General features: G+C 31.3%; 14 protein-coding genes. 7 read left to right on the top strand and 7 right to left on the bottom strand.

Annotation, left to right across the window (positions count from 1 at the left end; genetic code table 11):
• Positions 1 to 54: 54 nt before the first annotated feature.
• Both MT340_RS10785 and MT340_RS10780 read right to left on the bottom strand, forming a co-directional pair.
• Complete coding sequence (locus tag MT340_RS10785) at positions 55 to 219, bottom strand: hypothetical protein (protein WP_243589957.1); 165 nt, start codon at positions 217 to 219, stop codon at positions 55 to 57.
• A gap of 251 nt (positions 220 to 470) precedes the next feature.
• Positions 471 to 1,376, bottom strand: a complete 906-nt coding sequence (locus MT340_RS10780; RefSeq protein WP_243589956.1) for a phosphatase PAP2 family protein — start codon at positions 1,374 to 1,376, stop codon at positions 471 to 473.
• Positions 1,377 to 1,783: 407 nt separating this feature from the next.
• On the opposite strand from MT340_RS10780, the gene MT340_RS10775 reads away from it, so the two are divergent.
• Together MT340_RS10775 and MT340_RS10770 are read left to right on the top strand one after the other, a co-directional pair.
• Complete coding sequence (locus tag MT340_RS10775) at positions 1,784 to 3,826, top strand: cation:proton antiporter (protein ID WP_243589955.1); 2,043 nt, start codon at positions 1,784 to 1,786, stop codon at positions 3,824 to 3,826.
• Between the two features lie 197 nt (positions 3,827 to 4,023).
• Complete coding sequence (locus MT340_RS10770; RefSeq protein WP_243603860.1) at positions 4,024 to 4,671, top strand: metal-dependent transcriptional regulator; 648 nt, start codon at positions 4,024 to 4,026, stop codon at positions 4,669 to 4,671.
• A 98-nt stretch (positions 4,672 to 4,769) separates the two neighbouring features.
• On the opposite strand, the gene MT340_RS10765 is transcribed toward MT340_RS10770, so the two are convergent.
• On the bottom strand, positions 4,770 to 5,513 hold the full coding sequence (locus MT340_RS10765) for a M50 family metallopeptidase (RefSeq protein WP_243589953.1): 744 nt from the start codon (positions 5,511 to 5,513) through the stop codon (positions 4,770 to 4,772).
• A 218-nt stretch (positions 5,514 to 5,731) separates the two neighbouring features.
• Here MT340_RS10765 and tarA point away from each other — a divergent pair, with 218 nt between their 5' ends.
• Positions 5,732 to 6,502: an N-acetylglucosaminyldiphosphoundecaprenol N-acetyl-beta-D-mannosaminyltransferase TarA gene (tarA, locus tag MT340_RS10760; protein ID WP_243603859.1), complete on the top strand. Its 771-nt coding sequence runs from the start codon at positions 5,732 to 5,734 to the stop codon at positions 6,500 to 6,502.
• Positions 6,503 to 6,935: 433 nt separating this feature from the next.
• Here tarA and MT340_RS10755 read toward each other — a convergent pair whose 3' ends face one another.
• The 3 genes from MT340_RS10755 to tagH all read right to left on the bottom strand — a co-directional run bounded on the left by MT340_RS10755 (position 6,936) and on the right by tagH (position 9,501).
• Complete coding sequence (locus MT340_RS10755; RefSeq protein WP_243589952.1) at positions 6,936 to 7,961, bottom strand: NAD-dependent formate dehydrogenase; 1,026 nt, start codon at positions 7,959 to 7,961, stop codon at positions 6,936 to 6,938.
• A 258-nt stretch (positions 7,962 to 8,219) separates the two neighbouring features.
• On the bottom strand, positions 8,220 to 8,582 hold the full coding sequence (locus tag MT340_RS10750; RefSeq protein WP_243589951.1) for a Na-translocating system protein MpsC family protein: 363 nt from the start codon (positions 8,580 to 8,582) through the stop codon (positions 8,220 to 8,222).
• Between the two features lie 124 nt (positions 8,583 to 8,706).
• Positions 8,707 to 9,501, bottom strand: coding sequence for a teichoic acids export ABC transporter ATP-binding subunit TagH (gene tagH, locus MT340_RS10745; protein ID WP_243589950.1), 795 nt, complete (start codon positions 9,499 to 9,501; stop codon positions 8,707 to 8,709).
• Between the two features lie 328 nt (positions 9,502 to 9,829).
• Here tagH and MT340_RS10740 point away from each other — a divergent pair, with 328 nt between their 5' ends.
• The 4 genes from MT340_RS10740 to tagD all read left to right on the top strand — a co-directional run bounded on the left by MT340_RS10740 (position 9,830) and on the right by tagD (position 13,442).
• Entirely contained in the window at positions 9,830 to 10,642 is an 813-nt protein-coding gene (locus MT340_RS10740) for an ABC transporter permease (protein ID WP_243590270.1), read from the top strand.
• Between the two features lie 101 nt (positions 10,643 to 10,743).
• A complete protein-coding gene (gene tarB, locus MT340_RS10735; RefSeq protein WP_243589949.1) occupies positions 10,744 to 11,832 on the top strand; it encodes a teichoic acid glycerol-phosphate primase TarB in 1,089 nt (362 codons plus the stop codon).
• Complete coding sequence (locus tag MT340_RS10730; RefSeq protein ID WP_243589948.1) at positions 11,829 to 12,893, top strand: glycosyltransferase family 2 protein; 1,065 nt, start codon at positions 11,829 to 11,831, stop codon at positions 12,891 to 12,893. The genes tarB and MT340_RS10730 overlap by 4 nt, the downstream gene beginning before the upstream one ends.
• A gap of 150 nt (positions 12,894 to 13,043) precedes the next feature.
• Positions 13,044 to 13,442: a glycerol-3-phosphate cytidylyltransferase gene (tagD, locus tag MT340_RS10725; RefSeq protein WP_243589947.1), complete on the top strand. Its 399-nt coding sequence runs from the start codon at positions 13,044 to 13,046 to the stop codon at positions 13,440 to 13,442.
• A gap of 69 nt (positions 13,443 to 13,511) precedes the next feature.
• On the opposite strand, the gene pbp4 is transcribed toward tagD, so the two are convergent.
• A complete protein-coding gene (gene pbp4, locus MT340_RS10720) occupies positions 13,512 to 14,807 on the bottom strand; it encodes a penicillin-binding protein PBP4 (RefSeq protein WP_243603858.1) in 1,296 nt (431 codons plus the stop codon).
• Between the last annotated feature and the right edge of the window lie 49 nt (positions 14,808 to 14,856).

The raw sequence follows: 14,856 nt of genomic DNA, 5'->3' as shown, positions 1-14,856 counted from the left end.
GAATATCCTCTTTCCTCATATTTATTAAAATGATAATTATGTCGAATTTTATATTCAATGTTTTTTATCTTGGTTTAATTCTTTCAAAAAGTTAAATAAAAAGATAACAAAGATAATTCCGAAAATTGCTACGAAAATCCATTCTTTATGCATTATAAAAACAATTGCAGAAATAAGAAAAATAAATGCAATTAATAATTTCAATAATGTCTTTGACATGTGAGCCCTCCTATTATTTTGACGTCTTTAAATTGTCCCACTATGTTTTGTTAGAAAGAAGATTTTAATTAAAGTGTAAAGTAAGTGAAAGTTAATTGATGTGACTTTCGTCACAATTGACGCGTCATTATCATTGAATTGTATGACATCTTAATATAAAGAAAGCGATTGGAATTTGTAATTTTAAAATAAAAAGGAGTGAGTAACGAATTCGAAACGAATTTCGTCTCACTCCAGTAATATAATTAACATTATTGTTTATTTTGATTTGTCGTTATCTTATTGATAAGATAATCTCCTATTAGCATAAGAGAAAACATAATGATTAAGCTCATTGTTACATCACTAGTGAAATGTGCACCAATTCGAATTCTACTTAGTGCCATTAATACACTGTATATTAGACCAATTATAAACATTATTTTTCTTGAAGATAATTTTTTAAAATAGAAAGCTAAGAACATTAAAAACGCCCCATTTCCCGTATGTCCAGAAGGGAACGAACTGTGTCCAGTATTTCCATTAATTGTCAACCAATTAGTGAAATGGGAAGCCTTATCAGTTAATTCGTATGGTCTTACACGTCCCCACAATTCTTTCATATTACCTACAAGTTCTAAGCCAACAAACAGCACCATAAAACTTATAAGTGATACCTTAAATAGTCTATTTAATTCCTCAGTATTTGTGTTTTTCAACCAAAAATAATAACAAATAAAAGTTATAACGACTAGAATGATAAGCGAAATTAAGAAACTCAAACCTAAAGATAAAGCGTGACCTGCATTTCCTTCATTATTAGCCATACCCATGGGTTTATGATGTTTGATATTATTTGATGTCGATAATATGTATTGAACAGTTTCTGAGACTAGTGCATTTGTTTTAATAATTGTAAATACAGATGATATAAGCAGGATAATCAGCTTTGTAAATTTATTCTCGAATGTAGTGAAGATATAATAATTTAAAATAATCATAGTGATAATTAACACTAATGTTGGTGGGAATAAGCCATAATTTTGAAATATCGTTCCAAATAAAGAGTTTTGATCCATTAATAAATTAGATATCGGCTGATCTAAAAATGTTGAAATTACAATAATTAATAATAGAATACTTAATACAGTAGTGGATAATTTTTTGGAAATCGTCATGTTTAGTCCTCCTTAAGTATGTTTAAAGTGAAACTTAATCTTTAAAACGTAATGGTTCCAATTTGTGTATCTCTTATTAAAGGATAGTAATGAAAGTTTAATTAAATGTTATTTTATGTTTAAAATTTTATTAATATTTATAAATAAATAGCCGATTTTTAATATAAGTTATTGTAACGGGCGATCGAATAGAAGAAATGGTTGAAAAAAATTATAATGTTATCAATATAATTAAATTTAATTAGAAACGAATGCAAGTTAGTTAATTCACAGTCAGAATAATGGTAAAATTATAATTAAAAGATTAAGAGTTTAAGATGAACCATTTGTGGATATAATTAGACATAAAAATGTTATTAAGCAAATCTTATTTCTCTAATTAAATAAGAAAATAATGGGGTGGAAGTTTGGAAATATTTGAAACGATTCTAATATTTCTGGCTGTAGTGATTATAAGCTCCTTTGTTCATACTTTTTTACCTAAAGTACCTCTAGCGTTTATCCAAATCACTTTGGGTATGCTCCTCTTTTTATTACCAGTACCTGTGGAATTTAATTTCGATTCTGAACTTTTTATGGTAGCCACAATTGCGCCTTTATTATTCGTTGAAGGTGTTAACGTTTCTAGAGTCCATTTACGTCGATATCTTAAGCCTGTTATGTTGATGGCATTAGGTTTAGTTATTACTACAGTTATTGGTGTTGGATTATTTGTTCATTGGATTTGGTCAGATTTACCTATAGGCGCAGCGTTCGCTATAGCTGCCATTTTATGTCCGACAGATGCTGTAGCAGTTCAAGCCATTACGCGAGGTAAAGTTTTGCCTAAAGGTGCTATGACGATTTTAGAAGGTGAATCATTATTAAATGATGCTGCTGGTATCATTTCTTTTAAAATCGCTGTAGGTGTGTTAATTACTGGAGCATTTTCTTTAGTTGAAGCGGTGCAACAATTCTTAATTGCTTCGATAGGAGGAGCAATTGTTGGTTTGCTTATTGGTATAGCATTAGTACGATTCCGTCTAACACTTACAAGACGCGGTATTGAAAATATCAATATGTTTACGTTTCTTCAATTACTTACACCATTTGTAACGTATCTTGTAGCAGAAATGTTTCATGCCTCAGGTATCATTGCGGCAGTAGTCGCTGGTTTAGTACATGGCTTTGAGCGTGATCGTATCGCACAGACACGTACTCGTCTCCAAATGAGCTATAACCATACATGGAATATTTTAGGTTATGCGTTAAATGGCTTTGTTTTTTCAATATTAGGATTTTTAGTGCCAGAAGTTATTGGCAATATTGTAAAAACTGAACCACATAACTTATTATTCTTAATGATTATTACTGCTTTAGTCGCTTTAGCTGTGTATGTATTTAGATTTATTTGGGTTTATGTACTTTATCCGTTGTTTTATTTATCGGTCAGTCCTTTCCAAAAAATGATGAACGATGAAGGCGATGATAAGAGAAAAGAGAGACCACCTAAACGTAGTATGTATGCTTTAATTATGACACTTTGTGGTGTGCACGGAACCATTTCGTTAGCCATCGCATTGACCTTACCATATTATTTAGCGGATCATCATGCGTTTACCTATCGTAACGACTTATTATTTATTTCATCAGGAATGGTAATTATAAGTCTTGTTATCGCTCAAGTTGTTTTACCATTTGTCACAGCAACTGCACCTAAAGCTAAGATAGGAAGTATGAATTTTAAAGAAGCCAGAATATATATTCTTGAACATGTTATTGACTATTTAAATCAACATTCTACATTCGAAACAAGTTATCGCTATGGTAACGTTATAAAAGAATATCATGATAAATTAACATTCTTGAAATCTGTGGAAAAAGATGACGAAAACTCAAAAGAGCTTGAACGTTTACAAAGTATAGCGTTTAAGGTTGAGAATAAAACACTTAAAGAGCTTGCGGATAACGGCGATATCACTAAAAGTATGTTGGAAAACTACATGAGATATGCTGAAAGAACGCAAGTATATAGACAAGCATCGTTAATTCGTCGTATAATCGTCGGTTTAAGAGCATGGCTTTTAAAACGTCGTATTCGTACACGTACCAATGCAGCTTCATCATTAAGTGTAACGGAAAACTTAATGGAACTTTCAAAAATTAATAAAATTGTCCATTACAATGTAGTAAGTCGTTTAGTAGATGAAGCAAATGAAGACAATAAATTAGAGGTTGGAATGATTTGTGATGGTTATCTTATGAGAATTGATAACCTGTCTCCAGCTAATTTCTTTAACACGCGTGCAGAAGATTCAATTACGAAGATTAAATTGAATGCTTTAAGAGAACAACGTCGTATTTTAACAGAATTAGTTGATGGTGACGAAATTACGGAAAGTACAGCCTTGAAGTTAAGAGAATCAATTAACTATGATGAGATGGTTATTGTGGATAGCTTGACGGATTAGAAAAATGATAATTATATGAAGAATCCCTTATGTATTTTTACATTGGGGATTCTTCTGTTATTTGAAAAAGTGTAACGTTATATATTTCAAATTTAATCATCAAATATTATAATTGGTGTCTTTTCAAAAAAGTTAGTCAATAACATTTGCGTGCAATTCGTGATACAATAAAGTGAATGTTTAGGTGAGGTGAAATAATGTTAACTGAAGAGAAAGAGGATTATTTGAAAGCGATATTAGCGAATGATGGTGATCACTCATTTGTTTCAAATAAGAAATTGTCTCAGTATTTAAATATTAAGCCTCCTTCAGTTAGTGAAATGGTAGGGCGTTTGGAAAAAGCGGGTTATGTCGAAACGAAACATTATAAAGGTGTGAAGTTGTCGGACGAAGGCTTGAAGCATACGTTGGATATCATTAAGCGACATCGTCTGTTGGAGCTATTTTTAATAGAAGTTTTACAATATAATTGGGAAGAAGTGCATCAAGAAGCGGAAATTCTAGAACATCGTGTTTCTGATTTATTTGTCGAAAGATTGGATAAGATACTAGATTATCCTGAAACCTGTCCGCACGGTGGTATCATTCCGCGTGATCATCATTTTATTGAAAAATTTACAACCTCATTACTTGAATTTGAACCTGGTGATCGTGTTTATATTAAACGTGTACGTGATAAAACAGAATTACTGATTTATCTTTCAAGCAAGGATATTTCAATTGGCAATGAAGTTGAAATCGTGACTAAAGATGAAACAAATAAAGTCATTATTGTTAAACATAACGAAATAGTGACAATCTTAAGCTATGATAATGCAATGAATATTTTTGCAGAGCATGTTTAAATGTAATAGTAAAAAATTCATATATTAAATTATAAATTTATCTCCGATAAGAATTCGACAACTTCTTATCGGAGGTTTTTCGTATTAAATCTAGCTTTCTAGATTGTAAATTTGAACATTAAATATAGGGAGAAGAAATTAATTGTTATCCATAATATGCTAAATAGGATAGTTGGAAGGCGGGTCATGGTTGCTAAAGTATGGCCATCCCAGCTTGGTGTTGGCTTTTGAAAAGTAAGATTAAAAATTGTCCAACTGGATTGTAAAACTTCTCCTAGTAAAAGACCTAATATCATATGATAACTTAGTAAAACACCATAATAGATTAATGTTTGGTTATCATGTTGTATTAAAAAGTATAAAAGTTTAGCTAATATGATAAGCACTATAATTGGAGATACTTTTCTAGAAGTTAAAAACAAATAATAAATAAAAATAAATATATATGCAGTCAAGAAGAGGCTAGGATGATTATAATGCGCTGCACTTAAGCCGATTAAAAGCATGAGTGGAGGCATAACGTAACCGCCTAAAGTGGTAATACATTGACCTATTAAATGCTTTGATTGCGTAATCGCATAACCTTGTTGCATAGTTTGTAGTCGTTCACTTGGGCGCATGACTATTACTAAATCTTTTGCTTTCCCACCGCTGATTTTATTAAATAAGACATGACCAAATTCATGTGTTAAGACAGGAATATAATTAAAATAAATATCTAAATATTGATTGATAACATGTTGCCTATTATGATGGATAAAAATATAAAGAATAGCTATAATAACGATTAAATAAATATTTAAGTTAAACGTCGTAGTAAAAAAATTTTCTAAATAAAGCATAATCAACCTCGTTTACTTCATGTATATAATATCTATTATAAGCGAAATACTTTAGTTTAGCGTTTGGACTTTAGGCCTATTTTTAGAGTCATTTATCAACTGCATAACTGAAATGTTAAGATTGTAAAAAAATTGTTAAGAAAAAAGTGTTCATATAGTTTAAATTCTCATATAATATATGAATACGAAATTGTTTGGAGAGTAAGGAGATTACTTAAATGCGTGATCAAATAAAAATAAAAACTCAAAAAGTAGATATTTTAGGCGTATATTTCGATAATGTAACGATGCTTGATATGATTGAAAATATAAAAAACTTTTTTTATGAAGAAACAGTCGAAAATTTATTTATTGTGACGGCTAATCCTGAAATTGTTGATTATGCTACTGAACATGTAACGTATCGACAATTAATTAATCAAGCGGATTATATTGTTCCGGATGGTACAGGAATAGTCAAAGCTTCAAATAGATTAAAAACACCATTGAAACGTCGAATACCAGGCATTGAATTAATGAATCATTGTATGAAAATAGCAAATGCTAATCATCAAAAAGTATATTTGTTAGGTTCAACGAAAGACATTGTTGCTCAAGCTCAAGAAAAATTACAACACAGGTATCCTCAAGCTCAGTTTGACCACCATCATGGCTTTATTGATTTAAATGATGAAACAGTAATTAAGCGCATTAAACGCTTTAATCCTGATTATATTTTTGTAGGAATGGGTTTCCCATTACAAGAAGAGTGGATTCAAAAGCATAAACATTCCTTTGAACATACATTGTTGATGGGCGTGGGGGGATCTCTAGAAGTATTTAGTGGTGAAAAAAAACGTGCGCCTAAATTATTTCGTAAATTAAATATCGAATGGGTATTTCGTCTCTTAATTGATTGGAGACGATTAGGGCGTATGACAAGCATACCTAAATTTATGTATAAAGTATTAAAAATTCAACGTAAAAATAAGAAAAAAAACAAAAATTAGAGGAAGATGGCCAGGGAGTACCATCTTCCTCTATTTATTAAGGGGAGAAATTTTCATATTAAATCATCAAGTTAACAGGGAAAGTTTGATGATTCAATATAATCATTTATATATTAGAATTTAGTGATTGCGAGTCAGCTATAGGATGTAAATCTTTGGTTCAATTGATTTGAATTGGGGAAGAATCAATATTTCTCAAAGAGCTACGTCTACGCTTAACTTTTAATTTTAATTTTGAGTTTTCCAACTTATGGTGACAATTATGGCTCATCTATAAGTTATAACTCATTAATTATCTATATTAATAAATTACGTTTTAATTTTTTAGGGTTTTATAATTCTAGGATTAAGTTTAAGCAAATTAAGCATAAAAGACTACAGGGAATCATCTTTTTATGCAAATGATTAGTCAATTTAACGTTTATAAATACTATTATTTAGCAGTGTAACTAGCACTTGAAATTTTACCACTAGAAACGATGATGTCTTTATCTTGGAAAGGTTTGTTGTTAAAGAAGCGGTTTAAGATATCTTTTACACCGTCTTCAATACGTGCTTGAGATTCTAAAGTCATACCAGAATAGTGAATAGTCATCGCATTACGTGGCATAGTTCTCCAAGGGTGATCAGCTGGAGCTGGTTGTGGGTACCAAACATCACCTGCATAACCTTGAATATGTCCTTTTTTAACTGCTTCAGCTAATGCTTCAGTGTTAACGATTTTACCACGAGCTGTATTAACTAAGTAGCTACCTTCTTTCATTTTACTTAATACATCTTCATCAAATAAGTTATCTGTTGAAGGAGTAAGAGGCGCATGAATTGTGATAGCGTCACTTGTTTTAACTAATTCATCAAATTCAACGAATTTAGAGTTTTCATTGTCTTTTTGATTAATTGGGTCATAGTGTTGGATTGTTACGTTGAAAGGTTTTAAGCGTTCAGCTACTAATTGGCCGATACGTCCGAAACCAAAGATACCAATTGTTTTATTTTGTAATTCACGTGCTTGGTTACCTACTTTAGATAAATCCCATTCACCTTCAACTGATTGACGATGACCTTCCATGAAATTACGTAATACAATTAATAAGTCCATCACTGCATGTTCAGCAACGCTGACAGTGTTACTGCCTGTTACTTCTACAACACCAACATCATGTTGACTAGCTGCTTCTAAATCAACGTGGTCAGAACCAACACCTGCAGTAATTGCTAATTTTAAATTTGGTGCTTTCTCAATGCGTTCTTTGCTCATATAAGCAGGGTAGAATGGTGCACTAATTACGATGTCCATATCACTTAGATGTTTGTCTAAATCTTCTTCACCATTTTTTAAAATAACTAATTCATGTTCAGTATCTTTTAAGAAATCTCTAAGACCGATTGCTTTCTCAGTATTTAATAATTGATTATCTAAGCCTTTTTCAGTTTCTGGGAATAATGCTACTATTTTCATAAATATACACTCCTAAATTAAGAATTTTTCTAGTTTATCTAGTAATTCAATGTTGAGAGCACTTATAACGTTAAAAAAATAACCCGATACGTATTTGCGTAATCACCTCCTTAAATGAAATAAAAAGTTTCAAACAAGAGGGTTAGCAAACAGCACCGAGTACCTTACACCAATCCCAGAAAAGATAAGACGATTTAAATCATCTTATCTTTAATGTTGAATATTATTAAATTATGTATCTTATATAAAATTGAAGTATTAGTCTTCAATTGATTGATCGAAAACAAATATTGAAATGACTTCGTCACTTTCTAAATCAACGTCAGTAAAAAGCTTTACAAATTTAGCGTCAACAAGTTCTTCCATTTCTTTTGGAGGTTGACGTTTGTACAAGTCTTTGATTTCTTCTGTACGTCCTTGTTTAAGCATAGTCGTAAAATCTTTATTTTGCAAATAAAAGTTCTCGACTTTACTTAAACTTCCAGTCATGTGACATATAGCCCAATTATCCTTAAAGAAAACTTTGATATTTTCAGGACCTTTACCAATATAAGATTTTCTATAAGCACGCACTAAATTGGCGAATTGTTGTGTTTTATTTACTGAGGCTATGATGTTCACCTTCTTTATATGTGAAAATTACTCATAAGTTCTATTATTTATAGTAGTACTTTTAACTTGATTTTTAAAGTAATAAACTCAAAATAAATAATAAAATTTATTTATTTTGAGTTATAAATAGTTTTTATTTTACAACGAAACGCTTCTCATCCAATTGTTGTCTGAATTTCTTTTGATCTGTTTTTGATTTCTTCTTGAAATCTTTTAAGAATTGTTCATATTTAGGTAACACATCATCTAATTCGCCAAACTCTTTTAATTTACCGCCTTCAATCCAGGCAATTTTAGTACAAAATTCACGCACTTGTCGAATGTTATGACTGACAAAGAAGATGGTTTTCTTTGCTTCTTTAAATTCATATATTTTGTCTAAGCATTTTTGGGTAAAAGTTTGGTCTCCTACTGAGAGAGCTTCATCAATGACTAAGATATCTGGATTAATCGTAACGTTGATTGAGAATCCTAATTTCGCACGCATTCCACTAGAATAGTTTTTAACTGGTTGATAAATAAATTCACCTAATTCGCTGAATTCAATAACTTGAGGCATAAGTCGTTTAATTTCTTTCTTTTTAAAGCCCATGCAAAGCATCTTAAACTCAATATTTTCTACACCAGTTAAGCGACCATTTAGTCCTGCATTAATGGCGATGACACTTACTTCTCCATGACGCTCAATCGTTCCAGAACTAGAGGATAATGAACCTCCAATCATATTACTTAATGTAGACTTTCCAGATCCATTAATACCAACTAACCCAATTACATCGCCTTCATGGGCTGTAATAGATACATCATCCAAAGCAAAGAACGTTTTATTCTTATTTTTAGGTATTAAGGCATCTTTAATGCGCTCTTTATTATTGCGATAAATGCGATATTCTTTTGTCACATTTTTAATGTTAACAGATACGCTCATAAGTATTCCTTCCTTACAGATAGTTATATAGATTATAATACATCACACAACAGTTGTTAAATTTATTAACCTAGTGTAAAGTGTATAAGTGATTTTGTATAGTTTTTGTAAATATAGGAGATAATTTTTCTTTTTTGAAAATGAATATTCTACATAAGAACCATTTTTAAATAAGAAAATATCAGTATATAAAATAATATACCTCTACACTTCAATTATATTAAACTTTTCGAGAAATGTTATATATAATGAATGTAAGTATTCAAATGATAAGTTAAAGAATTTAAATGCCATCGTGGATATTTAAATGAAAGTGTGGTTTATTTCAATGTCGGCAGTAGGCTCTGTTTTTAAAGAACATATAAAAAATTTCTATTTAGTACAACGACTCGCACAATTCCAAATCAAAATTACAAATAATAATAACTACTTAGGTGTAGCGTGGGAATTACTTAACCCAGCCCTCCAAATAATGGTTTATTGGTTTGTATTTGGTATGGGAATTAGAAGTAATGCGCCAATTCATGGTGTACCATTTATTTTATGGTTGTTAGTAGGTATCAGTATGTGGTTCTTCGTCAATCAAGGTATTCTCGAAGGTACAAAATCTGTATCTATGAAGTTTAATCAGGTTGCGAAGATGAATTTCCCATTATCCATTATTCCTACTTATATTGTGACAAGTAAGTTTTATGGTCATATTGGATTATTGGCTATTATTATCGCTATTTGTATGGGTAATGGCATTTTTCCATCTATACACATTGTGCAATTACTTATCTATGTACCACTCACATTTTTCTTTACTGCGTCCGTTGCATTATTCACTTCGACATTGGGCATCATCGTACGTGATACCCAAATGGTTATGCAAGCATTATTAAGAATTTTATTCTACATGTCACCAATCTTATGGATTCCTAAAGATAAAGGCATTAGCAGTGTGATTAATGAAATTATGAAATTTAATCCTGTATATTTCTTAGCACAATCTTATCGTGCAGCGATTTTATTCCATGAATGGTACTTCCTTGAACATTGGAAATTATTCCTTTATAACATAATAGTTATCTTGATTTTCTTTGTTTTAGGTTCAATTCTACATCGTAGATATCGAGATCACTTTGCAGATTTCTTATAAATGTAAACTAAGGCTGAGACATTTTATATTTGTCCCAGCCTGTTTTATATATAAAGAACATTTTCTTATTTTTATTTTTTGAAAAGGTGGGAGGTAGACGTATGCGATTAATTATAAAAAACATTTATATGATAATGATTGTGATATTGAACTTAATTTTTAAAAGTAAAAAAGTAAAAAACACCCATATTGTAGTGATGATGACATTCCCACAAGATGTGTTACCTATTATTAAAGCATTAGATAGTAAAGGGTATTATCTTACAGTGATAGCGAATGGGAATGAGCAAGAGCGATTAAAAGAATTTGAACATGTTACTTTTTTACCTGCTGGAAATAAACATGTTATCAAACATATTAAAGCGTTAAGTAGCGCAAAGGTTATTGTCATTGACACATACTATTTAATGTTAGGTGGCTATGCTAAAAAAGATGGTCAATCCATTATTCAAACGTGGCATGCGTCAGGTGCGTTAAAGAATTTCGGATTAACGGATCATCAAGTAGATTTAAATAATGAAAAAATGGTTAACCAATATCAACGTGTATACCAAGCTACAGACTATTATCTTGTCGGTGGAGAAGAAATGGTGACATGTTTTAAAGAAGCTTTCGAAGCTACAGATAACCAAATGCTACGTTTTGGCTTACCACGATTAATGAATTATTTAAATTTCAACCTTAAGACTGAACAAGCGCGTTTAAAAGAGCATTATAATATTACTAATAAATTGGCGATATATGTTCCCACTTATCGTGAAGATGCGAAAGATAATCGCCAATTAGATAATGCGCATTTTGAAAGTAAGTTGTCAAATTATACATTAATTAATCAATTGCATCCCTCAATTTCTGGGCATCATTCAGAAATATCTACTTCTGAATTAATGACAATGGCAGATGTGATTATTAGTGATTATAGTTCTTTACCTATTGAAGCAAGCTTGTTAAATAAACCCGTCTTATTTTATGTGTACGATGAAGATAAATATGAGAAAGTACGTGGTTTAAATCAATTTTATAGACAAATCCCTCAACATTATAAAGTCTTTAGTGAAGAGGAATTAATTTTCAAAATAAAAAATAGTGAAGATACATTACAGCCATTATTTAAAGATTGGCATCGATACAATACTTCTAAAAGTTTAAAACAAATCATAGAATTTATTGAAAAGTTGGTGAAAGCATGAAAATAGCTGTGATTATTCCAGTATATAATGCAGAAGATACAATTCGAAAAGCGGTTAAATCAATTGATACAAAACATGAAGTTGAAATTATCTGTGTTAATGATGGCTCTACAGATCAAACGAAGCAAATGTTAATGCAGTTACAAAGAGAAGTTAAAAATATGATGGTTTACAACCAAGAGAATGCAGGGGCAGCTAAGAGTAGAAATTTTGGTTTAGCCTCAATGTCGGATGATGTTGAAGCATTTATGTTCTTAGATGCGGATGATCAATTCTTGCCAGGCAGATTAGACAAAATGATTGATTATTATGAGAAAAATAAAGAGGTCGATATTGTTATTGGGCAAATTGGTCGTGGTGTAAACGGAGACTGGAAAGTCGTGCCTACGCATGAAGAGATTAATCGCGAGAGCGTGGTTACACTTGCCGAAGCGCCTGAGATATTACAATCTATTGGCCCAGGTGGGAAATTATTTAATTCTAAATTTAACGCATTAAGATTTGATGAAGATGTGGTATTTTGTGAAGAACATACATTTATCACCCGTGCCTATTTAACTGCGCGAGATATTCAGTTAATACCTCTTCTCGTATACGGGTATAACGAGCGAGAAGGATCTGTAACAGATAAGCGTGCGGATACCTTTTTATCTTATATAGAAGACGCGCGTAAAGTACGTCATCGCGTAATGGAAATGTTGTTATTAACGAATGAAAAAGCATATTACAGTTATCGTATGGATGACTTGATTGTAAGTTACTTAATTCAAGCTTATCTTTTGAAAAATAGTGAAGTGACAATGCCATTTATTGAACAAGTCACACGCTATATTAAAGATATGCAGCATACAGAATATTCAGGAGACGCGTTATTTAGAATTGTTGGAGCGGTCGAACAAGGCGCAACAAAATGGACGCATGAGACGTATGAGATTTGGCGACAAACACTTATCAATGTAGGAATAGGACGCCCGGGGTATTTGCGATTCAAAGCACAAGTATTACCTAAAAAAGCAGCATTCAATGGTAAACAGTCCCTAAAACGAATACTTAAACGCTGATTCTCTTAGATTAAAGATTTAAATTCCAAGAAAAGTGTTATCAGATTACCTAAAATGATTGTTTTTATAAAAGATGGTATGTAAATTTTATTTATGCTAAATTAAGATTATGAAAATTCATTAAAAATTTTGTAAAGGAGATAACAAATAATGAGAAGAGTCATTACTTATGGTACTTATGATTTATTACATTATGGCCATATAGAGTTATTAAGAAGAGCTCGTGAAATGGGCGATTACTTAATCGTTGCGTTATCCACAGATGAGTTTAATCAAATTAAGAACAAAAAATCTTATTATGATTTTGAACAACGTAAAATGATGTTAGAGTCTATTCGCTATGTAGATTTAGTTATTCCGGAAAGTGACTGGGGTCAAAAAGAAATCGATGTTGATCGTTATGATGTTGATGTTTTTGTAATGGGGCACGACTGGGAAGGCGAATTTGATTTCTTAAAAGACAAATGTGAAGTGATTTATCTAAAACGTACAGAAGGTATCTCAACAACTAAAATTAAACAAGAATTATACGGTAAAGATGTTAAATAATATCAAGTATAAAGAAGAAATCCACATTTCCTCTATTTTAAGTGAAAATGTGGATTTCTTCTTTTTTAATTAATGCTTCTGTTTGAAAATGCGATGTAAAATTAAATAAATGACTAAAATAAAGGCTATAGCAAGCAATCCTAAAGCTGTAAAAGTTAAGATAGGATGTGTTTTCCATATATTTTGAGCGATTGAATCTGTTCGATGAATAACTGAATGAGTCACTTTTGCGCTAGGAGGGCCATCATTTTTAGTTAAAAACTGACGAGGATATTCTAGATGTACGCGACCGTTGTCAATCACAAATTTATAATCCTCTTTTTTCATTTCTGTTGGAACAATATCGTATAAATCTTTAGATACGTAATACTTTTTGCCATTTAGCTGATGTGTGCCTTTTGATAATACTTTCTTATATTCATATTGATCAAATGAGCGATTCATTAAGGCATTACCAATCATATTTCGTTGCATTTCGCCACCTAAATTAATGAAATCACCAGCTCCCATAATGACTTGATTAATACGTAATTTACCACGTTTTGTAGTAATAGTATGGTTGTAATCGGCAATATCACTTGAACCTGTTTTTAATCCATCGGTGCCAGGTAAACTCATCTTCGCTCCTTCTAAAGAGTGGTTAAAAGTATAATAGGTTACATCATGTACCGTAGGAGCGAGTTGTTTTGTAAAGTCTAAAATCTTAGGTGTATCTTTAATCACGTGTTGATCTAGGATAGCCATATCTTTTGCAGAAGAAACATTATTTTGTTGATCTTTATATTTTGAAGGTGCAAAGTCACGTAATCGTTTATTCATCGCACCAGTAGGGTTTACGAAGTGAGTATCTTTCATACCAATTTCTTTCGCTTTTTTATTCATTAAGTCAGTAAAGTTATTTAAATTACCAGATACTTCTTCACCAAGAATTAAAGCAGCCGCATTACTTGAATTTGAAACAGTGATTTGAAGAAGTTCTGCGATGGTATATGTCTCGCCAGGATATAATTTAGTATTACTTAATTCTGGTAAAGTTGACATTTGATAATGCGTTTGCGTAATATGTACTTTGTCATTTAAAGAAAGGTCACCACGTTTAACGGCTTCTAATGTGAGATACATCGTCATTAACTTAGACATGGAGGCAGGATACCATTTTTTATCGGCATGATATTGATATAATATTTGTCCTGATTGGCTCACATTGACGGCGCCTTTCGGTTGATAGGCATCTGTTACATTGGGATAACCATATTGACGTGTAATTTCTGTAGGGCTAAGTTCATTGTCTGCGGCTTTAGCTATAGGTGATATAATGAAAGCCGTAGAGAAGATGAGTAAAATTAGAGAAATTATTCGTTTCATTTTATTTATCTTTCCTTTATACAAAAATTGTCAATGAAAGTATTCTATC

This window comes from Staphylococcus sp. NRL 16/872 (assembly GCF_022815905.2).
Classification (GTDB): Bacteria; Bacillota; Bacilli; order Staphylococcales; family Staphylococcaceae; genus Staphylococcus.
This window is presented reverse-complemented; position numbering and strand designations above follow the sequence as displayed.